Here is a 22,702-nt window from a genome sequence, read left to right as displayed (position 1 = left end):
CGGTGCGGTCGGTCGCGCGGATTCGCCGGGCGGTATTCGCCCGACACTGCAATCCCTGGAGCGCCTGGACGCGCTGGGCAAGCACACCACTGGCGCTGGTGCCGATATGGACCCGGCGCTGGGGTCACGCCGCGGTGATCGCACTGTGGCTGGCGGTCAATCCGGTTGTCTTCGGCAAGCCGAAACACCATCGAGCATGGGCGACGCGGGCGATGTTGGGCGAGGAACTGTGGATCACCGAGCGTCCGCCCGACACGGCGATGCTGGTCAGCGCGCTGACATCGGCCGTTTCGCTGAGCGCGGTGATCGCCACCCGCCGCCGCCGACTCAAGCCGGCGGTTGTCGCGACCGCGCTGCAAATGACGCTGACCATGGTGTATTGGGAGCTGATGGTGCGTTACCTCCATCGGCGGGGCGGCGGTGATACACAGCAGCAGTAACGTGGCGGCATGCCCGACGAACCAGACGCCCCGGACGCGAAGGCCCCCGATCCCGGATACGACGACGCCGGTGTGCCGACCTTCGAATCGGTCCGCGACAAGATCGAATCCCGTTACGCGACGGCGATGGGTGCGGCCGAACTGGATGCCGAGACGACAGCGGGCCGGGCTATCGAGGACGAGTACGACGAGCGCCAACGCGCGGCTGCCGAGCGCTTGGCCCAGATTCGTGAGTCGATGGGCACCGACGGCTCCTTGCGTAAGTCTTAAAGCGCGGCATGCTTTGTCGGCGGGGTCGACCAAAAGCTGTTCAGCCAAAACCCGGCTCGCCGCTGTTAACGGCGATACACTGTGCGCCTGCCGATTCCGCATGATCCCAGCACGCCGCGGGTTGCCGTGCGGTCGTGGGAGGTGCGCGATGTCGTTTGTTTTTGTGACACCGCCGATGCTGGCGGACGCCGCGAGCAGCTTGGCGACAATCGGCTCGGCAATCACCTCAGCCAATGCGCTGGCGGCGGCCCCAACGACAAGTATGTTGGCGGCCGGCGCAGACGAAGTGTCCGCAGCGATCGCGGGATTATTCGGCGCACACGCTCAGGCATACCAGGTCCTCAGCGCGCAGACGGCAGCCTTCCACGAGCAGTTCGTGCAGACACTGAGGTCGGCGACGGGTGCCTACGCCAGCGCCGAGGCCGCCAATGTCGAGCAGAATCTGCTCAATGCAATTAACGCGCCTGCCCAGGCGTTCTTGGGGCGCCCGCTGATCGGCAACGGGGTCAACGGCGGGCCTGGCCAAGACGGCGGACCGGGTGGTTTGTTGTTCGGCAACGGCGGCAGCGGCGGCGCCAGCACCACCGCTGGGGTGGCCGGCGGAAACGGCGGCGATGCGGGGTGGTTGGGCCACGGTGGGGCGGGTGGAGCCGGTGGAGCCGGCGCATCAGGCGGGCGCGGCGGCACCGGTGGGCTGCTGTTCGGCAACGGCGGGACGGGCGGCATGGGCGGGGCCGGCGGTCACGGCGGCGCCGGCGGTAACGCCGTGCTGTTCGGCAATGGCGGGGCGGGCGGAGTCGGAGGGGCCGGCGCGAACGGCGCGCCGGGCGTCAACCCCGGATTGCTCCCCCCCACCATGCCGGCTGCCGACGGGGCAGACGGCAGCCTCTTGCCTAATGGCGTCGGCGGCGGCGGCCAGCCCGGCGTCAATGGCACCGCCCCCGGGCAGGCCGGCGGCAACGGCGGAGACGGAACGGTCGGGGACTTCGGCGGAAGCGGCGGTGGTGGCGCCGGAGGGGCAGGCGGCCCCGGGGCACGCGGTGGGGACGGCGGGACGGGCGGCATTAGCAGCTTCGGCGCGGGGGGCGGCGGAGGCGGCACCGGTGGCGCTGGCGGTGACGGCGGCATCTTCGGAGGGCCTGGCGGCAACGGTGGCGGCATCGATGGCGGCGCCGGTGGTGCGTCCGAGAACGCCAGCGGAAGCGGCGGGGGGGCCGGTGGCGGCGCAGGTTTGCCTGACGGTCGTGGTGGCGGGGGCGGTGCCGGCGGCCCAGGTGGAGCCGGCGCCCCCGGCGGGAACGGCGGCGACGGAGGCAAAAGCGGGGGTGGTGGCGGCGCCGGTGGCACCGGCGGTACAGGCGCTTTCGGTGGCAACGGCGGCAACGGGGGTGACAGCTTCGGTGGCGGTGGCGGTGTCGGCGGCAAGGGCGGTACCGGGGGCTTTGGCGCTGCTGGTGGTGCTGGCTTCCACGGTGGGGACGGTGGTGCCGGTGGCCGCGCCGGTCTGCTGGTCGGTGACGGTGGAGCCGGTGGTGTCGGCGGTATCGGCGGAGACGGCGGCAACGGTGCATCCGGCGGCAACGGTGGGCGCGGCGGGCTTGGTGGGTTCGCCAACGCCAGTGCCATCGGTGATGCCGGCGGCAATGGCGGCGGCGGCGGCACCGGCGGAGTCGGCGGCGTGGCCGGCTTCGGCGGGAACGGCGGCGCCGGCGGCGCCGGCGGTCAAGGCGGGCTGCTGATCGGCAACGGCGGCGCCGGTGGTGTGGGTGGTATCGGCGGCCTAGGCGGTGTAGGCGGTACCGGCGGCATCGGCGGCGGCGGCGGCTCCGGTACCTCCGGCAGCCCCCCGACACCGCCAAACAATCCGGCAGGTCCGGGAGGCAACGGCGGAGCGGGAGGCGACGGCGGCGTGGGCGGTATCGGCGGAGATGGCGGAAACGGCGGAAACGGCGGAGTAGGTGGCGGCGGCGGACTCATCGGCCGACCCGGCGTGTCCGGCGCCGGCGGCACCGGCGGCCTTCCCGGCGGTGGCGGCACAGGAGGTGTCGGCAATGGCGGCGGGGCGCCTGGCGGCGGCGCACCAGATGGCTCACCGGGCGCAACTGGTAGCCCAGGGGCGCAGGGCGCCACCGGGAAAGCCGGCGCGCCCGGGGCGCCCGGCTGATCAAGGTCACGTCCTCGGCTTCAAACGGGTTGTCGAGTTGACCGGTCTTCGCCGCTGCTACAGACACAAAACGACGCGTCCACCCCTGGACATGATCGCGCCTGGACCGCGGCATGCGCCGCCGCTATTTCGGCTCAGGCGCTGACTTTGCGCCGGCGGTTCGACCGGGGTGGGCCCGCCGGCTTCCCGGTGCCGACGACTTCCGCCAGGAACTTGCCCGTGTAGCTTTCCGGCACGGCGGCGACGTCCTCCGGCGTGCCCTGGGCGACAACTGTTCCACCCCCCGCGCCACCCTCCGGTCCCATATCGACGATCCAGTCCGAGGTCTTGATCACGTCCAGGTTGTGTTCGATGACGATGACCGTATTGCCCTTGTCGACCAGACCGTTGATCACCTTGAGCAGCTTGCGGATGTCCTCGAAATGCAGGCCGGTGGTGGGTTCGTCGAGGATGTAAATGGTGCGCCCGGTCGAGCGTTTCTGTAACTCCGAGGCCAGCTTGACCCGCTGCGCCTCACCGCCGGACAGCGTCGGTGCGGGCTGGCCGAGCCTGACGTAGCCCAGGCCGACGTCGACGAGAGTCTGCAGGTAGCGGTGAATGCCGGTGATCGGCTCGAAGAACTGCGCCGCCTCCTCGATCGACATGTCCAGCACCTCGGAGATGGTCTTGCCCTTGTAATGCACCTCGAGGGTTTCCCGGTTGTAACGGGCGCCCTGGCACACCTCGCAGGGCACGTACACGTCGGGCAGGAAGTTCATCTCGATCTTGATGGTGCCGTCGCCGGTACAGGCCTCGCAGCGGCCGCCCTTGACGTTGAACGAGAACCGGCCCGGTTGGTAGCCGCGGACCTTGGCCTCGGTGGTGGCGGCGAACAGGGTGCGGATCTTGTCGAACACCCCGGTATAGGTGGCCGGGTTGGATCGCGGCGTGCGACCGATCGGCGATTGGTCCACCCGCACCAGCTTGTCCAGATGGTCCAGTCCGGCGACCCGGGTATGGCGGCCGGGAACCTGCCGGGCGCCGTTGAGCCGGTTAGCCAATACCGCCGCCAGGATGTCGTTGACCAGTGTCGACTTGCCCGACCCGGACACCCCGGTCACCGACGTCAGCACACCGAGCGGGAAGGACACGTCGATGCCGCGCAGGTTGTGTTCGCGGGCGCCGACCACGGTGAGCTGTCGCCGCGGGTCGGCAGGTCGACGGATCGCGGGAATATCGATGCTTTCCCGCCCGGACAGATAGGCTCCGGTGATCGAGTTCTTGTCGGCCAGCAGTTCGTCGTACGGTCCGCTGTGCACGATGCGGCCGCCGTGCTCGCCGGCGCCCGGCCCGATGTCGACGATCCAGTCGGCGTGGGCGATGGTGTCCTGGTCATGCTCGACGACGATCAGGGTGTTGCCCAAATCCCTTAGCCGGGTGAGGGTTTCGATGAGACGACGGTTGTCGCGCTGATGTAGGCCGATGGACGGCTCGTCGAGCACATACAGCACCCCCACCAGCCCGGAACCGATCTGGGTGGCCAGCCGGATGCGTTGCGCCTCACCACCGGACAGGGTGGCCGCCGCCCGCGACAGCGACAGGTACTCGAGCCCGACGTCGAGCAGAAACCCGAGCCGCGACTGGATTTCCTTGAGCACCTGCCCCGCGATCGCCTGCTCGCGCGGACCCAGGGCGAGGCGCTGAAGAAAGTCCGCGCACTCGGCGATCGACAGCTCGCAGACCTCGGCGATCGACTTGGGGCCGAGCTCGCGTCCGGCCAGCGTCACCGCCAGAATTTCCGGCTTGAGCCGGGTGCCTTCGCATACCGGGCACGGCACGTCGCGCATGAAGCCTTCGTAGCGTTCCTTCATCTGCTCCGACTCGGTCTGCGACATCTTGCGTTCCAAGAACGCCAGCACGCCCTCGAAATCGGCGTAGTACGACCGGGTGCGTCCATACCGGTTGCGGTAGCGCACGTGCACCTGCTCGTCGCAGCCTTCCAGAATCGCCTTGCGCGCCTTGGCCGGCAGCTTGCGCCAGGGAGTGTCGACATCGAAGCCCATCGCCTCGCCCAGCCCGGCCAGCATCCGGGTGAAGTACTCCGCGGTGTGGCCCGTCGACCATGGGGCGACCGCACCCTCGGCCAGGGTGCGGTCCGGGTCGGGCACCACCAGCTCCGGGTCGACCTCCTTGCGGATGCCCAGACCGCTGCATTCGGGGCAGGCGCCGTAGGGCGAGTTGAACGAGAACGACCGCGGTTCCAGGTCGTCGACGGCCAGGGCATGCCCGTTGGGGCAGGCGAGTTTCTCGGAGAACCGCTGCTCACGGTGCGGCGCGCCGGGTTCGTGGTCGGGGAACTCCAGCACCACGATGCCGTCAGCCAAGTTCAGCGCGGTCTCCACCGAATCGGTGAGCCGCTGCTTGGCGGTGGCTTTGACGGTGAGGCGATCCACCACGACCTCGATGTCATGCTTTTCCTGTTTCTTCAGCTTCGGCGGATCGGTCAAGGAATGCACGACACCGTCGACCCGGACGCGGCTGTAGCCCTGGGCGTTCAGCTTGTCGAACAGGTCGGCGAACTCGCCTTTACGGGTGCGTACCACCGGCGCCAGCACCAGAAAGCGGGTGCCCTCCGCCATGGCCAGCACCTGGTCGACGATTTGCTGGGGCGTCTGGCGCGCGATCCGCTCCCCGCAGACCGGGCAGTGCGGCGTGCCGGCACGGGCATAGAGCAGCCGCAGATAGTCGTACACCTCGGTGATCGTGCCGACCGTCGACCGTGGGTTGCGATTGGTGGACTTCTGGTCGATGGACACCGCCGGAGACAGCCCTTCGATGAAGTCGACGTCGGGCTTGTCCATCTGCCCGAGGAACTGACGTGCATAGGCCGAAAGGGATTCCACGTAGCGCCGCTGACCCTCGGCGAAGATGGTGTCGAAGGCCAGCGACGATTTACCGGATCCGGACAATCCGGTGAAGACGATCATCGCGTCGCGGGGCAGGTCGAGGTCGACACTGCGCAGGTTGTGTTCGCGCGCACCCTTGACGATCAGGCGCTCAGCCACCCAGGCCCTTTCACTGACGGGTTCCTTCTCGAGTCGGAGTTCGTTCCCATGCTATGTGCCCGTACCGACAAGCATTCGGGGACCAGTAAGGTGACGCCTATGACCTGCGCCGATCGTCGCGGGTACCACCGCTTGCTGGGGAGAGTGGCGCACATGACCACCGTCGCTGACGACTACACCGGACACGTCGACCCGGGGACCGCGGCCCGGCGCACGCTACCCGGCGCCACCATCCTCAAGGCGTCGGTGGGGCCCATGGACAACAATGCCTACCTGGTGACGTGTGCTGCGACCGGCGAAACGTTACTGATCGACGCCGCCAATGACGCCGACGTGCTCATCGACCTGATCCAGCGGTACGCGCCTAAAGTGTCGTTGATCGTCACCAGTCATCAGCACTTCGACCACTGGCAGGCGCTGCAGGCGGTGGCCGAAGCCACCGGCGCCCCCACCGCCGCCCACCAAATCGACGCCGAACCGCTGCCGGTCAAGCCTGATCGTTTCCTGGCCAACGGCGACACCGTCCGGATCGGCGAGCTGACATTCGACGTCATCCACTTGCGCGGGCACACACCGGGATCGGTCGCGCTGGCACTCGATGGGCCCGCGACCGGCGGGGTCACGCAGTTGTTCACCGGCGACTGCCTGTTTCCCGGCGGGGTCGGCAAGACCTGGCAGCCCGGCGATTTCACCCAGCTGCTCACCGACGTCACCACCCGGGTATTCGACGTGTACGCCGACTCCACCGTCATCTACCCCGGCCACGGTGACGACACCGTGCTGGGCATCGAACGCCCTCACCTTCAGGAGTGGCGCGACCGTGGTTGGTGAACGACGCATCGCGGTGACGTAGGGCGGAACAAGGCCGGAAGACAGCGGCGGTAAGGACCTTGTTCCCTCGTCGGCGACCCGGCGGCGGCGCACAATCGCACACGAAGCCCGGCGCGAAGTGAGGTAGGCGCCGGTCGTGGCGCGAAGGAATGGAGTTCCGACGATGTGGGCACCGTCATCTATCCCGTTCTCCGTTTGGCGCAAGATCGCCATGGCCACCTGGCGTCCCCGAAAGGACCCGATCATCTGGGCGACGGCCGAAGTCGATGCTTCGCGGCTGCTGGACTACATCGCCCGGGTCCGCGAGGCCACCGGCCAGCATGTCACCCCCGTGGATCTGGTAGGCCGGGCGGCGGGAAAAGTCGTCGAAGCGCTGCCCGGCCTCAACGGCCGGGTGGTGTTCGGCAGCTTCCTGCCATCTCCGACGATCGACTGCTTTTTCGTCGTATCGCTGCGAACAGACGTGGTGACGGGAGTCGAAGCGGCCAGGACCGATCTTTCCGGCGCCGTCGTGCGTCGCATCAATGAGAAGCCGCCCTGGGTCATCGCCAAAGAACTGGCTGACCGTGCCGCACGGATCCGCCACAACGAAGATCCACAGTTCAAGCAAGCCAAGGCCATGGTCAAAGGCCTTCCCCCGTTGCTGCTGCGCCCGGTGATGGATGCGATCGCGTTCGTCACCGAAAGTCTGCAGCTGCCGCTGCCCTTCCTCGGGCTTGAGGCCCGCCCCTACGGTTCGATCCTCGTCAGCAATGTGGGCACCTACGGCCTGGACACGGCCGCCGCTCCCTGGCCGACGTTTTGCCACGTGCCATTCGGGATCCTGATCGGGGCGGTGACCGACAAGGTGCTCGCCGAAGACGGTCAACCGGTGGTCCGCCCGGTGCTGCCGTTGACGATCGGTCTGGACCACCGCTTCGTCGACGGGTACCAGGCGGCGACGATGGCCCACGTATTTCGCCAGTATCTGGACGATCCCGCCGCGTTCGACCCGGTCCCCCGTCCCGCGCCGCCGCGCAAGACGCGCCGGGCGCCCGTCGGGTCGAATGGGAAGCGGCCGGCGATGGCGTAGGCGCACTGTTCGCCGACAGCAGGAAATGCCATGGAGCTAGCGCAAAAACGGGTTCTGATCACCGGGGCTTCGCGAGGCATCGGGGCGGCTCTGGCACGTGCGTTCGCCGGTGCCGGGGCAAGCGTGGCGCTCGTCGCGCGGACCGACGGGCCCCTTCGCACGCTGGCGGGCGAGCTCGGAGGCTCTGCCCACGTTGCCGACCTGTCCGAGCCGGGCCAGGTACGCACACTGATCGCGCGCATCGAGGACGAGGCCGGGCCGATCGACGTCCTGGTCAACAATGCCGGCATCGACAACCAGACGGGTAGCTTCACCGACGCACCCGAGGCCGACTTGCGACGAGTCACCGAGGTCAACTACCTCGCGCCCGCCGAATTGTGCCGCTGCGCGATCCCTCGAATGCTGCACCGCGGCGGCGGGCATATCGTCAATGTCTCCTCGATGGCGGGCTGTGTAGCCCTTCCCGGATTAGTGACCTATTCGGCTTCCAAAGCGGCCCTTTCTCATTTCACCGCGGGCCTGCGAGCCGACCTTCGCGGCTTGCCGATCCGCACCACCCTCGTCGAACTCGGGCCGATTCCCACCGACCTGCTGGCCCATACCGAGGATTACCCGCCGACCGCCGATTCCTTCCGCCGCCTCTACCGGATGCACCTCATGGTCGACGTCACCCGCGAGATGGTTGCCGATCACGTCGTGTCCGCTGTACAGCAGGGCCGCAAACACGTCCGGCTGCCCAGGCGGGCAGCCGCCTTCTCGATGCTTGCCGAGGCTCCCAGGCGTACTGCCGAATTCGTTCTCACCGGCATTCCGCATCAAGCCAAGCGCCCAGCCTGGTCGCCGCAGCCCCCGGCCGGGGACGTCCGCGAGGGAGGCTAGGTGGTGTGCACGATGAGCACGTCGACTTTGGCCCGACGCGAGACGTTGGCCGGCACCGAACCCAGCAACCGCCCGGCGATCGTGCTCAGCCCGACATTGCCGACCACCAGGAGGTCGGCCTTCGCTTCTTCGGCGAGGCTGACCAGCGCGTCGACCGGAGCGCCCACGATGGCGCGTTCCTCGACGTTCTTCGCGCCGGCGTTGTGCGCTCGTTCCTTGGCGTCGTGCAGGATCTCGTAGATCGGGGCGGTGCCCGTCACCTTGTAGCTTTCGTCCTTCAGGACGTCGGCGGCTCGGGCGTCCTCGTGTTGAGGCAGGTACGCCGACGCGATGATCAACGTGGCATCGGCCCCGGCGATCTGCGCGGCCCGGTCCACTGCCCGCATCGACGAGTCCGAGCCGTCGGTTCCTACCACCACGGTCCGATAGGCGCCCATTTACCCTCCCAGTGTCGGTTGCTACGCCAACCCCAGACAGTATCGCTTTGCCTGATCCAGATGGGTCAGATTACCCACACCGCAGCGGCGTGGCGCAATCCGCATTTTGCCGGGCGGGCCAGCCGTAGCACACCGGCGGGTGACGGCCACGGCATCGAGGGGCCCGATTCGCTGTGAAAATAGCTGTGGTTCAACGATTTTCGCCAAATGTGGCGATCATGCGGGGTAGCCCTGGCGGCGGTGCGCCCCGACGCCCGGCCGGGTGGCGAGACGACGGCTGGTGACCGGAATCATCGCCGGCGACCTACAGTGACAGGCATCATGTCTGCACCGACACTCGATCAGGACGCGGCGCCGCTGGGGGGTGAGGCGGCGCGCCCGCAGGCCCGTGGCCGGCGCCTCGACCCCTGGGCTATCGCTTTGCTGGCGACGGTTGTGAGCGGAGCCTGGGCCAGTCGGCCGTCGCTGTGGTTCGACGAGGGGGCGACGATCTCGGCTTCGGCGCGGCGCACCCTGCCGGAGTTGTGGAATCTGCTGGGCCATATCGATGCCGTACACGGCCTGTACTACCTGCTGATGCACGGCTGGTTCGCGATCTTCCCGCCGACCGAGTTCTGGTCGCGGGTTCCCAGCAGCCTGGCCATCGGGGCCGCCGCCGCCGGCGTCGTCGTGTTCGCCAAGCAGTTTTCCGGCCGCGGCATCGCAGTGTGTGCGGGAGCGGTCTTTGCCATCCTGCCGCGGGTGACCTGGGCGGGCATCGAGGCGCGCTCCTCTGCGCTGTCGGTGACGGCCGCGGTCTGGCTGACGGTGCTGCTGGTCACCGCGGTGCGGCGCAACAAGCCATGGCTGTGGCTGCTGTATGCGCTGGGGTTGATGCTGTCGATATTGGTCAGCATCAACTTGGGACTGCTGGTGCCGGTGTACGCCGCGCTGCTGCCACTGCTGGCCCCGGCCCGATCGCGGAAAGCTCCCGCCATCTGGTGGGCGGTCGCCTCGCTGGCCGCGGTCGGCGCCATGACGCCCTTCGTCCTGTTCGCCCACGGACAGGTGTGGCAGGTCGGGTGGATCTCGGGGCTGAACCGAAACCTCTTCCTCGATGTGGTGCATCGCCAGTACTTCGACCACAGTGTTCCGTTTGCGATCCTGTCCGGCGTGGTCGTCGTCGCCGCCGTCGTGCTGCGGTTAACCGGCGCGCCGGGGCCCGGCCAGGGCGCCCGACCGCTGCTGCTTGCCGGCGTGGCCTGGGTCGTCATTCCCGCCGCCGTCGTTCTGATCTACTCGGCGACCGTCGAACCCATCTACTACCCGCGCTACCTGATCCTGACCGCCCCCGGGGCGGCGGTCATCCTGGCCATCTGCATCGTCACCGTCGCCCGCAAGCTCTGGCTCATAGCCGGCGCGGTGGTCGTCTTCGCCGTCGCCGCGTTCCCGAACTACTACTTCACCCAACGCGGGCCCTACGCCAAGGAGGGCTGGGATTACAGCCAGGTGGCCGACGTCATCAGTGCCCATGCCGCGCCCGGTGATTGCCTGCTGGTGGACAACACCGTGCCGTGGCGACCCGGGCCGATCCGGGCGCTGCTGGCCACCCGACCGGCAGCGTTCCGGTCGTTGGTCGACGTGGAACGCGGCGCCTACGGGCCCAAGGTCGGCACGCTGTGGGACGGCCACGTCGCGGTGTGGCTGACGACCGCCAAGATCAACAAATGCACGACGCTGTGGACCATCACCAACCGTGACAAATCATTGCCGGATCATCAAGTGGGACAAGGTTTGTCGCCGGGAACGGCGTTCGGGCGCACGCCGGTGTATCAGTTTCCCGGCTACCTGGGTTTCCACATCGTCGAGCGGTGGCAGTTCCACTACTCGCAGGTCGTCAAATCAACCCGGTGACCGGCGTGCGCGCCGGGTCGCCCGGTAGGAGGCGACGAATCCGACGGCGGCCAGCACGGTGAACACCGCGAACAACCAGCGAGCGGCCGTCACTTCGCCCCCCTCGGCTCTGTTGACCACGACACCGGCCAGGCCGGCGCCGAAGGCCGCCGAGATCAGCTGCACGATGTTGATGGCCGCCGCCGCGGCGCCGCTCTCGGCCGGATCGTCGACGGAATCCATCGCCCACGCCGACAGATGCGGCCAGGCGATCCCGATCCCGGTCCCGGTGATCAGCAGCGCCAGCGCCCACAGCGCGACCACCCTCAGAGGCGCATCGGCACGCTGGGTGACGGCACCCAGCGCCAAGCCCGACGCCATCACCAACGGCGCTGCCGCCACTACATGCCCGATCACCCGGGTGTTGTTCACCGATGCGCTGACGATCTCGCTGACCGTCCAGCCCAGCGCCAGTGACGCACCCAGGAATCCGGCCGCCACCGGTGTCAGATTGCCCAACCGCTGACCGAACAGCGGCACATAGGTGGTCACCATCGCGGCGACCATCTGCACGGACATGGTCAGGTAGATCCATTTCAACGGTCCGGGCCCAAACACGCTGTGCGGCAACACTGCTACGTGCATCCGCCAGTCGACGACCACAAAGATCCCGATCAGCAACACGCTGGCGGCGAGCAGGCCCGCGGTCTGCACCAGGTAGCGCGGGAGTTCGGCGACGCTGACGGCCAGGGCGGCCGCGCCCATCAACAACAACGACCACACCGGCACCTTGTGCGCGGGGGTCACCGGCTGCTCACCGCTTACGCCGGCCCGGCTGCTCAGCACGGCCAGCACCAACAGTGCCATCAGCCCGGACATTACCGCCATCGCGGCGAACGCCCACCGCCACAGCCCGAACTGTGCGAAAAGTCCGCCCATGGCCGGCCCCACCAGCGTCGCCACCCCCCACATCGCCGACACCAGCGCCGAGCCGCGCGTCCACAGCCGATGCGGCAGCGCGGCGTTGATCAGCGCGTAGCCGAGTCCGGCCAGCAGGCCACCGGCCACCCCTTGCAGGGTGCGTCCGGCGACCAGGGTCTCCATATTCGACGCGGCCGCGCACAACAGGCTCGCGACACCGAAGACGGTCAGTCCCATCAGATACGAGGTGCGGGCACCGACCCGCAACAGCATCGGGTTGACCGAGGTCGCCGCCACCACCGAACCGACCAGATACAGGGTCGTCACCCAGGCATACAGCCGGCTGCCACCGATTTCGGCGATGGTGCTCGGAAGGAGGCTGACGGTAAGGAACTCGTTGGTGGCATACAGCGCAACGCCGCCGGACAGCATGGTGGCCGTCCCCAAGTGCCTGCTCAGCAGTTCGCGCCAGCTGCCGGTCTCGCTCGCCGTATCGGTCACAGCTACACCGTAGGCACCGCGTGGTCAGCCCGAGTCACTTGAGCCCGGCAGCGTCCATTCCACGCAATTCCTTTTTCAGGTCGGCAATTTCGTCGCGGAACCGGGCGGCCAGTTCGAACTGCAGGTCGCGCGCGGCGGCCATCATCTGCTCGGTGAGGTCCTTGATCAGGTCGGCCAGCTCAGCGCGGGGCATGTTCGAGGTGTCTCGGCCCTCGACGACGCCGGCGCTGACCGCGCGGCCGGGGGCACCCTGGGCACGTCGGCCGCGGGACGCGTTGCGGCCCGACCCACCGACCGCAACTGCCTCGGTGGCGTCAGTATCCGCGGCCTCGCGGTAGACCTGGTCGAGGATGTCGGCGATCTTCTTGCGCAGCGGCTGCGGATCGATCCCATTGGCCTCGTTGTAGGCGGTCTGCTTTGCCCGACGCCGCTCGGTTTCGTCGATGGCCTCTTTCATCGAGTCGGTGATCTTGTCGGCGTACATGTGCACTTCGCCGGAGACATTGCGCGCGGCGCGGCCGATCGTCTGGATCAGGCTGCGCGACGACCGCAAGAAGCCCTCCTTGTCGGCGTCGAGGATCGACACCAGCGACACCTCGGGGAGGTCCAAGCCCTCACGCAACAGATTGATGCCGACCAGCACGTCGTAGTCGCCCAGGCGCAACTGGCGTAACAGCTCCACCCGCCGCAACGTGTCGACCTCGGAATGCAGGTAGCGCACCCGGATACCCATCTCCAGCAGGTAGTCGGTGAGATCTTCGGCCATCTTCTTGGTCAGCGTGGTCACCAGCACCCGCTGGTCGGCATCGGCGCGTTTGCGGATCTCCCCGATGAGATCGTCGATCTGCCCCTTGGTCGGTTTCACCACCACCTTCGGGTCCACCAAGCCGGTCGGCCGGATCACCTGCTCGACGAACTCGCCGCCGGACTGGCTGAGCTCGTACGGTCCCGGCGTGGCCGACAGATATACCGTCTGCCCGATTCGGGTGGCGAACTCCTCCCAGGTCAGCGGGCGGTTGTCGCACGCCGACGGCAGCCGGAACCCGTATTCGACCAGATTGCGCTTGCGCGACATATCACCCTCGTACATGCCGCCGATCTGCGGCACGGTGACGTGCGACTCGTCGATGACGAGCAGGAAGTCCTCCGGAAAGTAGTCCAGCAACGTCGCGGGTGCGGAGCCGGGCGGCCTCCCGTCTATATGTCGCGAGTAATTTTCGATGCCCGAGCAGAACCCGACCTGCCGCATCATCTCGATGTCGTAGTTGGTGCGCATTCGTAGCCGCTGGGCTTCCAGCAGCTTGCCCTGCCCCTCCAAGTCGGCGAGCCGCTCGGCCAGCTCCTCCTCGATGGTGGAGATCGCGTGCGCCATCCGCTCCGGGCCGGCCACGTAGTGAGTGGCCGGGAAGATCCGCAACGAGTCGACCTGGCGGATCACCTCGCCGGTCAGCGGGTGCAGGTAATACAACGCCTCGATCTCGTCGCCGAAGAACTCGATGCGAACCGCCAGCTCCTCGTAGGAGGGGATGATCTCCACGGTGTCGCCGCGCACCCGGAACGAACCGCGGGTGAAGGACAGGTCGTTGCGGGTGTACTGCACGTCGACCAGCAGCCGCAACAGCCCGTCGCGCGGCACCTCGCCGCCGACCCGCAACTCGACCGAGCGGTCCAGGTAGGACTGCGGGGTGCCCAGACCGTAGATGCAGGACACCGAGGCCACCACCACCACATCACGGCGCGACAGCAGCGCCGACGTGGCGGAATGGCGCAACCGCTCCACGTCGTCGTTGATCGAGCTGTCCTTCTCGATGTAGGTGTCGGTCTGGGCGATGTACGCCTCGGGCTGGTAGTAGTCGTAGTACGACACGAAGTACTCAACGGCGTTGTGCGGCAACATCTCTCGCAGCTCATTCGCCATCTGGGCGGCCAGCGTCTTGTTGGGTTCCATGACCAGGGTGGGGCGCTGCAGGCGCTCGATGAGCCACGCGGTGGTGGCCGACTTTCCGGTGCCGGTGGCGCCCAGGAGCACCACATCACGCTCCCCCGCGTTGATCCGGCGCTCCAGCTCGTCGATGGCGGCCGGCTGGTCGCCGGCGGGCGCGTGCGGGCTGACCACCTCGAAGCGGGCGCCGGAGCGCACCAACCCTTCCACGTCCTCTGCGGCTGGGCGGTATTCGGAATGGGCAACTACTGGGTGTTCGGTGGCAAAAGCCATGTCATCAGAGTAGAACGAGGCACCGACACGTCTTAGCCGTGACGGACCCACATGCGCCTGGTCGGGTCCGATTCGAGCAGGTAGCCGTCGTTGGGGGCGGATACGGCAGACGCGGGGATGACGCGGCGCTGCGACGCCGGATTTGTCTCCCGTAGCACCATCCGGCTGCGCCGATAACGGGCCGTCCCGGCCGGGTAGGGTGGCCTCATCCACCCACCCAAGCACGAGACGTTCGACCTGGCGGCCCGCACCAACACCGACCCCAAAGGCATTGTGCGGGCCGTCGATGAGTACACCGTGCGTCCATGGGGGCTCTATCTGGCCCGGCCCACCCCGGGCCGTGCCCAGTTCCACTACCTCGAGTCCTGGCTGCTGCCATCATTTGGGTTGCGCGCCACCGTCTTTCACTTCAACCCTGGCCATGAACGCGACTACGACCACTACCTCGACGTGGGTGAATACACGCCCGGGGACGCGGTGTGGCGCTCCGAAGATCATTACCTCGACATCGAGGTCCGCACCGGACGCGGGGCCAGATTGGCCGACGTCGATGAGCTGCTGGATGCGGTCCGCCACGGATTGTTGCCCGCCGAGGTCGCCGAGAAGGCACTGCAGCGGGCGGTGACCGCCGTCGACGGCCTGGCCCGCCATGACTACGACTTGGTGCGCTGGTTGGCCGCCTACGGCATGGCCCTCACCTGGCACTCCGGTTGATCGCCGACCGCCGCGGGTCATTTGCGGCCATCGCGGGTATCCGTGTCGTATGCACTTCACCGGATACCGGCGCATGGGGCTGCCCGGCGCCATCACCGTGCGCCGCGGCGCACCAGCAGGACGGCACCGCCCGAAGAAGCTGACGACCGAGCAGGGCCCACGTTTCGTCATCCGCCATCACGTGACACACAGCGACCACTATGACCTGTCCCTCGAGATCGACGGCATGCTCGTCTGCTGGGTGATACCCCGAAGCCCGTCGACCGATCCGAAGGACAAGCGGATGGCCCTGCGCACCGAGGACCGCCCGGTGCAATACGCCACATTCGAGGCGGCGCGTGGCGTCATCGTCTGGGACCACGGCAGCTACGCCAACATGACGGGGCACGCCATGATCAAGGGTCTTGAGCGCGGCCATCTTTGGTTCCACTTGCACGGCCGGACACTGCGCGGCTGCTACGCGCTCACCCGGATCCGCGAGGGCGAGGACGAGACCTGGCTCCTGACCAAACGCAACGACGCCGTTCACCACGGTGACGCCGACGCACGGCCCAAACTTGGGCTGAGCCAACCCGAATCGGTGCTATCCGGTGGCAAATTTGACAACTCGTCGTGACGGATTTCGCCAAACGTGCGATCCGCTGGGTGACCCGCGCACGGCGCGTATCGTCATCGATATGAGCTCCACCACGCAGAAATGGTCTACGATCGCCGCCATCACGGCCGTCGCGGTCGGCTCACAACTAGACCCCGCACTCGCGCTGGCCGATCTCCACAACGTCACCTACATCGCCAGGATCGACGGTGTCGCACCCGGTAGTCAGGCCACCTTCGTGCTCAACGGCGGCCAGACATCCACCGCCCCGCTGAGCCCGATGCCCGGCAGCGTGTTCGAGGCCAACGAGGTACTGGCCGATCCGCAACAGGCAGGGATGCAGGTGTCGCTGCACTGGCCCTACTCGGCGAATGTCCACTGCGAAATCGACGTCGACGACAACGTCGCCACCCAAGTCGACCAGTTCGTCAGACCGAAGCAAGGCAACAGCGATCCCGTGAGCGGGGTACTGCGCTGCGGCGCCCCGCTACCCGGCGCCTGACCGTCACCTCCGGAACGCACCGGGCCTTACGGACGCCAGCCGACGGAATCGGCCCAGTCCCAAGCCCGCCGGTAGGCGTCGAGAAGCCACGGCTCTTTGGCTGCCGCGTAGTGCACGATGTCGCCGGCGGCTGATGCCGCGCTCTCCTCGGCGGCCCGCTTGAGCGACAGGTAGTCGTCGCGTACGCCGGGATTGGCCCGTAGCCAGTCCACGAACAGCAGCGCGAACTGCTGATTGGGCCAACCGTCCACCCGGATATGTACATTCGTCGGCCGTCCGGGATCGGCCGATGCGTGAAAGCGCTTGTGCCACAATGTGGCATCCGAACTGTGGTCAAAGTGGTCCACGGTGCTGCGCGCATCGGCTTTGGCGACGTCCTGGGTGATGTGCTCCAGCCGCGGATAACCGGCGGATAGCAGCGCGTCGGCGAGTTCGTCTGCCATCGCCAGTGATTCGACGGTGATCTGGATGTCGATGACGTCCTTGGCGTCATAGCCCGGAACCGCCGTTGACCCGATATGGTCCACTCGCAGCCCCCGATGGCCGGCTGCCATCTTGAGCCGGTTGACGATGCGGCGGGCCTGGTCCGGCCAACTCGGATCGGCCGGCACCAATCGTGCCGCTGCGTGGGCACGCCGACGCTCACTGAGGTTGTGGGCGAACGGCAGTATCCGGTTGTACCAGACGTCGCGGGCCCGCTCGACCAAAGCGTCCACGCTGCCCGAGTTGTCCAGCCAGACATCGGCGACTTCACGGCGCTGCTCGTCGGTGGCCTGCGCGGCGATCCGGGCGCGGGCGTCGGCTTCGGACATCCCGCGTTGCTCGACCAACCGTCGCACCCGGTGTTCGGCGTCGGCGTGCACGATCACCACCAGCGGGAACAGCGGCGCCATCCCCGATTCGACCAGCAGCGGAATGTCTTCGACGACAACCGCATCCTGCGCTACCGCCGCAATGATCTCGGCGCGGCGGCGGGCCACCAACGGGTGGACGATCCCGTTGAGTTTCGTCCGCGCCTCGTCATCCCGAAAGGCCTTGGCGGCCAACGCCGGTCGATCCAGCGCCCCGCTGGGCAGCAGGATGTCGTCGCCGAACGCGTCGACCAGTGCCGCCAACCCCTCGGTGCCCGGCTCGACCACCTCGCGAGCCAGGACATCCCCGTCGACGATGATTCCACCGCACTGCGCGAACGTGGTGGACAGCACCGACTTGCCGGCGCCGATGCCGCCGGTGAGTCCGATGCGCAGCATCGGCGACTAAGCGTTGCCGGCGAGTTTTTCCCGCAGCGCCGCCAGCTGGGCATCGCTGGCCAGTGACCCACCCGCGGCCTTCTCCGCCGAGGCCGGACTGCCCGAGGGCTGCTCGCCACCGCTGTGTCCGGCCGCCTCGGCCGCGGCAAACTTCTCCATCTGCGCGGTGTGCATCTTGTGGCGCCGCTCGGCCTCGGCGTAGCGGGCTTCCCATTCGGTGCGCTGCGCGTCGAATCCTTCCATCCACTCGTTGGTGTCGGGATCGAAGCCCTCGGGGAAGATGTAGTTGCCCTGCTCGTCGTAGCTGTCGGCCATGCCGTACTTGGCCGGATCGAATTCCTCGGTGTAGTCCTCGTTGGCTTGCTTCAGCGACAACGAGATCCGGCGGCGCTCCAGGTCGATGTCGATAACCTTGACCAACGCATCGTCGCCGACAGCAACCACCTGGTCAGGCACCTCAACGTGGCGCTCGGCCAGCTCGGAGATGTGCACCAGCCCTTCGATGCCCTCCTCGACACGGACGAACGCGCCGAACGGCACCAGCTTGGTGACCTTGCCCGGCACGATCTGCCCGATGGCATGGGTACGGGCGAAGTGGCGCCATGGGTCTTCCTGAGTTGCCTTGAGCGACAATGAAACCCGCTCGCGGTCCATGTCGACGTCCAGCACCTCGACGGTGACCTCGTCGCCAACTTGGACCACCTCGGATGGATGGTCGATGTGCTTCCACGACAGCTCGGAAACGTGCACCAAACCGTCCACCCCGCCCAGGTCGACGAAGGCGCCGAAGTTGACGATGGAGGAGACCACACCCTTGCGGATGGTGCCCTTCTGCAAGTTGTTGAGGAATTCGCTGCGCACCTCAGACTGCGTCTGCTCCAGCCAGGCCCGCCGCGATAGCACGACGTTGTTGCGGTTCTTGTCCAGCTCAATGATCTTGGCTTCGATTTCCTTGCCGATATACGGCTGCAGATCACGAACGCGCCGCATCTCCACCAGCGAGGCGGGCAGGAAGCCGCGCAGCCCGATGTCAAGGATCAGACCGCCCTTGACCACTTCGATGACGGTGCCCTTCACAGCCTCGTCCTTATCCTTGAGCGCCTCGATGGTGCCCCAGGCACGCTCGTACTGTGCGCGCTTCTTGGACAGGATCAGCCGGCCTTCTTTGTCCTCCTTCGTGAGGACCAACGCCTCCACCTCATCGCCGACGGAAACGACCTCATTGGGGTCGACGTCGTGTTTGATGGAGAGTTCGCGGGCGGGGATAACGCCTTCGGTCTTGTAGCCGATATCGAGGAGCACCTCGTCCCGGTCCACTTTGACGATGGTTCCCTCGACGATGTCGCCATCGTTGAAGTACTTGATCGTTTTGTCTATTGCGGCGAGAAAGTCCTCGCTGGTGCCTATGTCGTTGACGGCTACTTGCGGCGAGGTGACGGTGGGACTCGGCATATTGTTGGGTTGCTCCGGACAGGGTTCATCGTAGGGACAATTGGGTTTACCTGATGAGGCTACTCGACGCGGCGCAAGCTGGACAAACTCGCGCCTGCCTCAGCCGAGAATCCGCGCGTGCGGCGGCGTGGTGCACGGCACTGGGTAAACGGCTTGACTCGTCGACGATACTCCGGTCATGCAGCATTTGATCCACGTCCTACCGTCATTCCTGCTGGCATGCGTCGTTCTCGCCGTTCTGCCCGGTCCCGCCACCGCGTTATTCCTGCACCGCTCGGTCCGCGACGGTCGTCCGTCGGGACTGGCGGCCGTTGTCGGCAACGAAATCGGGTTGTTGGGCTGGACCCTGGCCGGCGGCGCCGGGCTGTCGGTATTGCTGATGGCCAACCACGCGCTGTCGGTGGCGCTGCATGTCATCGGGGCGGTGATCCTGATCTGGCTCGGCATCAACGCCTGGCGTCACGCGCAGCACCGAACCGACGTCGAGGTACCCATCGCACCCCGCGGCAGGACACCAGGCGCGGCATTCCGTGCATCGTTGGTGTCGATCGCCGCCAATCCGAAAGCGGCCACGTTCGGGATCGTGGTGTTGCCGCAGTTCCTGCCGTCCAGCGGTTCGGTACTTCCCACACTTTTCGTGCTGGCGGCCATTCAGCTTGCGGTCGACACCGCGTGGTGTGTCGGCGTCGTGCTCGCCGCCGACCGGGCCCGCGAAATCCTTGCCAGAGTGCACGTGCGCCGGCGCATCGAACGGACGCTCGGCGCCGTCCTGCTGGCGTTGGGTGTCGGCGTGGCCGCCGACACCCGCTAGTGCGCAGCGGCGTCCCAGCTGCGGCCGTAGCCGACCGAAACCTCCAGCGGGACGTCGAGCGGGTAGGCGCCACCCATCTTGTCGCGAACCAGCGCCTCGAGTTGTTCGTGCTCGCCGGGCGCGATCTCAAACAGCAATTCGTCGTGCACCTGCAACAACATGCGTGATGCCAGTCCGGCCGCTTTGATTGCGTTGTCCACCTCGATCATCGCTACCTTGATGATGTCAGCAGCGCTGCCCTGGATCGGCGCGTTGAGCGCCGCCCGCTCTGCGGCCTCTCGCACCTGGCGGTTGCTGCTATCAAGCTCCGGAAGGTAGCGCCGGCGCCCCAGCACGGTGGAGGTGTAGCCGTCCCTGCGGGCCTGCTCGACGACGGCCTGCAGGTAGTCGCGGACCCCGCCGAACCGGGCGAAGTACTGGTCCATCTGGACCTTCGCCTCTTCGGTGGAGATCTTCAGCTGGGTGGACAGCCCATAGGCGCTCAACCCGTAGGCCAGGCCGTACGACATCGCCTTGACCCGGCGCCGCAGGTCGGCGGTCACTTCGTCGATAGGCACGCCGAACGCCCGGGACGCCACGAACGAGTGCAGATCCTCCCCGGTATTGAAGGCTTCGATGAGGCCTTCGTCCCGGGACAAATGCGCCATGATCCGCATCTCGATCTGGCTGTAGTCGGCGGTCATCAGCTCGCTGTATCCGGCTCCGACCACGAAAGCATCCCGGATTTGGCGGCCGGCGTCGGTGCGGATCGGGATGTTCTGCAGGTTGGGCTCGGTTGACGACAACCGGCCGGTAGCCGCGATGGTCTGGTTGAACGTGGTGTGAATGCGGCCGTCGGCGGCCACCGCTTGGAGCAGCCCGTCGACGGTCACCTTCAGGCGGGTGACGTCGCGATGCGCCAGCAGATGCTGTAGGAACGGGTGCCCGGTCTTTTCCAAAAGTCCCTGCAGCGCGTCGGCATCGGTGGTGTAGCCGGTCTTGGTCCGCTTGGTCTTCGGCATACCGAGTTCGTCGAACAGCACCACCTGCAGCTGCTTGGGCGAACCGAGGTTGATCTGCTTGCCGATGACGGCGTATGCGGCCTCGGCGGCGTCGCGGATCTGGTCGGCGAATTGGCTTTGCAGTTCGGCCAGCATCGACATGTCGACGGCGATCCCGGCGCGCTCCATATCGGCCAGCACCCGCTGCACCGGCAGCTCCATCTCGGCCAGCAAGGCCGTGGAGTCGATGCGGGCCAGCTCGGCGTCCAGTGCTTCGGCCAAGTCCACCACGGCCCGGGCGCGCAAGATCGTGGTCTGGACGGCCTGGTCGTCCACTCCCTCGATGTCGTCGAGTAGTGAAAGCTGTTGCTGCTCAGGTGTTTCCGCCCGCAATTCGCGGCGCAGGTAGCGCAGCGAGAGATCGTCGAGGGTGAAGCTGCGCTGCCCCGGCCGCACCAGGTAGGCCGCCAGCGCGGTGTCGGAGGTGACACCGTTCAGAGTCCAGCCGCGGCCGGCGAGGTCGTGAATGGCCATCTTGGCTTCATGCAGCGCTTTGGGTTTGGCGGGGTCGGCCAGCCAGGCCGCCAGCGCGGCGTCGTCGTCGGTCGTCACGGTCGCGGTGTCGAGGTAGCCGCCCTCCCCGTCGGCGGCGGCGATCCCCAGTGCGGTGGCGTCCCCGCCGTGGGGCAGATGTGTGCCCACGACCGCCAGGCCGGAGCGGCGCCCGTCGCTGGCGTGCTCGGCCAACCACTTGGCCACCGTGCCGGGCTCCAGCGCGCCGCCGCGGACGTCGAACCCCTCCTCGACCTCGGGTTCGGCGGCGACCAGGGTGTCGAACAGCCGGTCGCGCAGCACCCGGAATTCGAGGTCGTCGAAGAGCCGGTGAATGTGGTCGCGGTCCCAGGCCTGCAGCCGTAACGTGTCCGGGGTTTGTGCCAGCGGCACGTCGCGGACCAGGTCGGTGAGCTCGCGGTTGCGCACCACGCTGGCCAGGTTGGCGCGCAGCGCGTCGCCGACCTTGCCACGCACCGAGTCCACGTTGTCGACCAGCCCTTGCAGGGAGCCGTATTCGGCGATCCACTTGGTCGCGGTCTTTTCCCCCACCCCGGGAATGCCGGGCAGGTTGTCGCTGGGGTCGCCGCGCAGCGCGGCGAAGTCCGGATATTGCGCCGGGGTGAGCCCGTATTTTTCGACGACGGCCTCGGGGGTGAAGCGAGTCAGTTCGCTGACGCCTTTGCGCGGGTAGAGCACCGTCACGTCGTCGCTGACCAGCTGCAAGGAGTCGCGGTCGCCGGTGACGACCAGCACCCGATACCCCTCCTTCTCGGCCTGGGAAGCCAACGTCGCGATGATGTCGTCGGCTTCGAAACCCGGTTCGGCGAGCACCGTGATGCCCAGCGCGCCCAGAACCTCCTTGGTGATGTCGATCTGGCCGTGAAATTCGTCGGGCGTCGATGACCGGTTGGCCTTGTACTCCGGGTAACGCTCGGAGCGGAAGGTCTGCCGGGACACGTCGAAGGCCGCGGCGATGTGCGTCGGGGCTTCGTCGCGAAGAAGGTTGATCAGCATGGCGGTGAAGCCGTAGACCGCATTGGTGGTCAGCCCGCCGCGGGTCTTGAAGTTCTCCGCGGGCAGTGCGTAGAACGCCCTAAAGGCCAGCGAGTTGCCATCCAGCAACATCAACGTCGGCTTGGCCTGATCCTCACTGGCGGTGCTCACGGATCACACTCTATGCACCTGGTCCGACGCATA

Annotated in this window: 19 protein-coding genes; 11 read left to right on the top strand and 8 right to left on the bottom strand. The window is 67.2% G+C overall.

The window, feature by feature from the left end; all coding sequences use genetic code 11:
* Window positions 1–2 precede the first annotated feature (2 nt).
* The 3 genes from B4U45_RS27395 (at window position 3) to B4U45_RS27385 (ending at window position 2,874) form a co-directional block, all read left to right on the top strand.
* A complete protein-coding gene (locus B4U45_RS27395) occupies window positions 3–440 on the top strand; it encodes a DUF6653 family protein (RefSeq protein ID WP_310887030.1) in 438 nt (145 codons plus the stop codon).
* 9 nt (window positions 441–449) lie between these two features.
* Window positions 450–710: a PspA/IM30 family protein gene (locus B4U45_RS27390; RefSeq protein ID WP_075510789.1), complete on the top strand. Its 261-nt coding sequence runs from the start codon at window positions 450–452 to the stop codon at window positions 708–710.
* A gap of 148 nt (window positions 711–858) precedes the next feature.
* Window positions 859–2,874 (top strand): PE family protein, encoded by a 2,016-nt coding sequence (locus tag B4U45_RS27385; protein ID WP_219859560.1) that lies wholly within the window; start codon window positions 859–861, stop codon window positions 2,872–2,874.
* A 134-nt stretch (window positions 2,875–3,008) separates the two neighbouring features.
* On the opposite strand, the gene uvrA is transcribed toward B4U45_RS27385, so the two are convergent.
* Window positions 3,009–5,918, bottom strand: a complete 2,910-nt coding sequence (gene uvrA / locus B4U45_RS27380) for an excinuclease ABC subunit UvrA (protein WP_075511379.1) — start codon at window positions 5,916–5,918, stop codon at window positions 3,009–3,011.
* 153 nt (window positions 5,919–6,071) lie between these two features.
* Between uvrA and B4U45_RS27375 the strand changes: the two genes are divergently transcribed.
* The 3 genes from B4U45_RS27375 to B4U45_RS27365 all read left to right on the top strand — a co-directional run bounded on the left by B4U45_RS27375 (window position 6,072) and on the right by B4U45_RS27365 (window position 8,700).
* The gene (locus B4U45_RS27375) at window positions 6,072–6,749 is read left to right on the top strand and encodes an MBL fold metallo-hydrolase (RefSeq protein WP_075546246.1); all 678 of its coding nucleotides are present in this window, start codon (window positions 6,072–6,074) and stop codon (window positions 6,747–6,749) included.
* Between the two features lie 163 nt (window positions 6,750–6,912).
* Window positions 6,913–7,821, top strand: a complete 909-nt coding sequence (locus tag B4U45_RS27370) for a 2-oxo acid dehydrogenase subunit E2 (protein WP_075546214.1) — start codon at window positions 6,913–6,915, stop codon at window positions 7,819–7,821.
* Between the two features lie 30 nt (window positions 7,822–7,851).
* The gene (locus B4U45_RS27365) at window positions 7,852–8,700 is read left to right on the top strand and encodes an SDR family NAD(P)-dependent oxidoreductase (RefSeq protein ID WP_075546213.1); all 849 of its coding nucleotides are present in this window, start codon (window positions 7,852–7,854) and stop codon (window positions 8,698–8,700) included.
* Here the strand turns inward: B4U45_RS27365 and B4U45_RS27360 are convergent.
* The gene (locus tag B4U45_RS27360; protein WP_023373708.1) at window positions 8,697–9,137 is read right to left on the bottom strand and encodes a universal stress protein; all 441 of its coding nucleotides are present in this window, start codon (window positions 9,135–9,137) and stop codon (window positions 8,697–8,699) included. The genes B4U45_RS27365 and B4U45_RS27360 overlap by 4 nt on opposite strands.
* A gap of 231 nt (window positions 9,138–9,368) precedes the next feature.
* On the opposite strand from B4U45_RS27360, the gene B4U45_RS27355 reads away from it, so the two are divergent.
* Complete coding sequence (locus B4U45_RS27355; protein WP_089024983.1) at window positions 9,369–11,030, top strand: mannosyltransferase; 1,662 nt, start codon at window positions 9,369–9,371, stop codon at window positions 11,028–11,030.
* Here the strand turns inward: B4U45_RS27355 and B4U45_RS27350 are convergent.
* From B4U45_RS27350 to B4U45_RS27340, 3 genes are read right to left on the bottom strand one after another with little or no spacing between them, the layout of a single operon-like run.
* On the bottom strand, window positions 11,019–12,431 hold the full coding sequence (locus B4U45_RS27350) for an MFS transporter (RefSeq protein WP_075546211.1): 1,413 nt from the start codon (window positions 12,429–12,431) through the stop codon (window positions 11,019–11,021). The two genes, B4U45_RS27355 and B4U45_RS27350, sit on opposite strands and share 12 nt — an antisense overlap.
* 34 nt (window positions 12,432–12,465) lie before the next feature.
* Window positions 12,466–14,646, bottom strand: a complete 2,181-nt coding sequence (uvrB, locus tag B4U45_RS27345) for an excinuclease ABC subunit UvrB (RefSeq protein WP_075546210.1) — start codon at window positions 14,644–14,646, stop codon at window positions 12,466–12,468.
* Window positions 14,647–14,678: 32 nt separating this feature from the next.
* Window positions 14,679–14,855, bottom strand: a complete 177-nt coding sequence (locus B4U45_RS27340) for a hypothetical protein (protein WP_158006320.1) — start codon at window positions 14,853–14,855, stop codon at window positions 14,679–14,681.
* Between the two features lie 64 nt (window positions 14,856–14,919).
* Here B4U45_RS27340 and B4U45_RS27335 point away from each other — a divergent pair, with 64 nt between their 5' ends.
* The 3 genes from B4U45_RS27335 to B4U45_RS27325 all read left to right on the top strand — a co-directional run bounded on the left by B4U45_RS27335 (window position 14,920) and on the right by B4U45_RS27325 (window position 16,457).
* Window positions 14,920–15,360 carry a ribonuclease FAU-1 family protein gene (locus tag B4U45_RS27335; protein ID WP_075546208.1) on the top strand — a complete coding sequence of 147 codons (441 nt, stop codon included), beginning with the start codon at window positions 14,920–14,922 and terminating at the stop codon, window positions 15,358–15,360.
* Between the two features lie 49 nt (window positions 15,361–15,409).
* Window positions 15,410–15,976, top strand: a complete 567-nt coding sequence (locus B4U45_RS27330) for a DNA polymerase ligase N-terminal domain-containing protein (protein ID WP_244899402.1) — start codon at window positions 15,410–15,412, stop codon at window positions 15,974–15,976.
* A gap of 61 nt (window positions 15,977–16,037) precedes the next feature.
* Window positions 16,038–16,457 carry a hypothetical protein gene (locus B4U45_RS27325; protein WP_075546207.1) on the top strand — a complete coding sequence of 140 codons (420 nt, stop codon included), beginning with the start codon at window positions 16,038–16,040 and terminating at the stop codon, window positions 16,455–16,457.
* Between the two features lie 26 nt (window positions 16,458–16,483).
* Here B4U45_RS27325 and coaE read toward each other — a convergent pair whose 3' ends face one another.
* Window positions 16,484–17,707: a dephospho-CoA kinase gene (gene coaE / locus B4U45_RS27320; RefSeq protein ID WP_075546206.1), complete on the bottom strand. Its 1,224-nt coding sequence runs from the start codon at window positions 17,705–17,707 to the stop codon at window positions 16,484–16,486.
* A gap of 6 nt (window positions 17,708–17,713) precedes the next feature.
* Window positions 17,714–19,159 carry a 30S ribosomal protein S1 gene (gene rpsA / locus B4U45_RS27315; protein ID WP_075546205.1) on the bottom strand — a complete coding sequence of 482 codons (1,446 nt, stop codon included), beginning with the start codon at window positions 19,157–19,159 and terminating at the stop codon, window positions 17,714–17,716.
* Between the two features lie 178 nt (window positions 19,160–19,337).
* Here rpsA and B4U45_RS27310 point away from each other — a divergent pair, with 178 nt between their 5' ends.
* On the top strand, window positions 19,338–19,970 hold the full coding sequence (locus B4U45_RS27310; protein WP_075546204.1) for a LysE family translocator: 633 nt from the start codon (window positions 19,338–19,340) through the stop codon (window positions 19,968–19,970).
* Here B4U45_RS27310 and polA read toward each other — a convergent pair.
* Entirely contained in the window at window positions 19,967–22,630 is a 2,664-nt protein-coding gene (gene polA, locus B4U45_RS27305; protein WP_116671225.1) for a DNA polymerase I, read from the bottom strand. The two genes, B4U45_RS27310 and polA, sit on opposite strands and share 4 nt — an antisense overlap.
* Between the last annotated feature and the right edge of the window lie 72 nt (window positions 22,631–22,702).

This window comes from Mycobacterium persicum (assembly GCF_002086915.1).
In the GTDB taxonomy this organism is placed as follows: domain Bacteria; phylum Actinomycetota; class Actinomycetes; order Mycobacteriales; family Mycobacteriaceae; genus Mycobacterium; species Mycobacterium persicum.
This window is presented reverse-complemented; position numbering and strand designations above follow the sequence as displayed.

Coding starts and splice junctions, on each gene's coding strand:
- B4U45_RS27330 (WP_244899402.1), top strand. CDS start 15,410: ATGCACTTCACCGGATACCGGCGCATGGGGCTGCCCGGCGCCATCACC.
- polA (WP_116671225.1), bottom strand. CDS start 22,630: ATGTTGCTGGATGGCAACTCGCTGGCCTTTAGGGCGTTCTACGCACTG.
- B4U45_RS27340 (WP_158006320.1), bottom strand. CDS start 14,855: ATGAGGCCACCCTACCCGGCCGGGACGGCCCGTTATCGGCGCAGCCGG.
- coaE (WP_075546206.1), bottom strand. CDS start 17,707: ATGCTGCGCATCGGACTCACCGGCGGCATCGGCGCCGGCAAGTCGGTG.
- uvrB (WP_075546210.1), bottom strand. CDS start 14,646: ATGGCTTTTGCCACCGAACACCCAGTAGTTGCCCATTCCGAATACCGC.
- B4U45_RS27360 (WP_023373708.1), bottom strand. CDS start 9,137: ATGGGCGCCTATCGGACCGTGGTGGTAGGAACCGACGGCTCGGACTCG.
- B4U45_RS27385 (WP_219859560.1), top strand. CDS start 859: ATGTCGTTTGTTTTTGTGACACCGCCGATGCTGGCGGACGCCGCGAGC.
- B4U45_RS27310 (WP_075546204.1), top strand. CDS start 19,338: ATGCAGCATTTGATCCACGTCCTACCGTCATTCCTGCTGGCATGCGTC.
- B4U45_RS27325 (WP_075546207.1), top strand. CDS start 16,038: ATGAGCTCCACCACGCAGAAATGGTCTACGATCGCCGCCATCACGGCC.
- rpsA (WP_075546205.1), bottom strand. CDS start 19,159: ATGCCGAGTCCCACCGTCACCTCGCCGCAAGTAGCCGTCAACGACATA.
- B4U45_RS27370 (WP_075546214.1), top strand. CDS start 6,913: ATGTGGGCACCGTCATCTATCCCGTTCTCCGTTTGGCGCAAGATCGCC.
- B4U45_RS27390 (WP_075510789.1), top strand. CDS start 450: ATGCCCGACGAACCAGACGCCCCGGACGCGAAGGCCCCCGATCCCGGA.
- B4U45_RS27375 (WP_075546246.1), top strand. CDS start 6,072: ATGACCACCGTCGCTGACGACTACACCGGACACGTCGACCCGGGGACC.
- B4U45_RS27365 (WP_075546213.1), top strand. CDS start 7,852: ATGGAGCTAGCGCAAAAACGGGTTCTGATCACCGGGGCTTCGCGAGGC.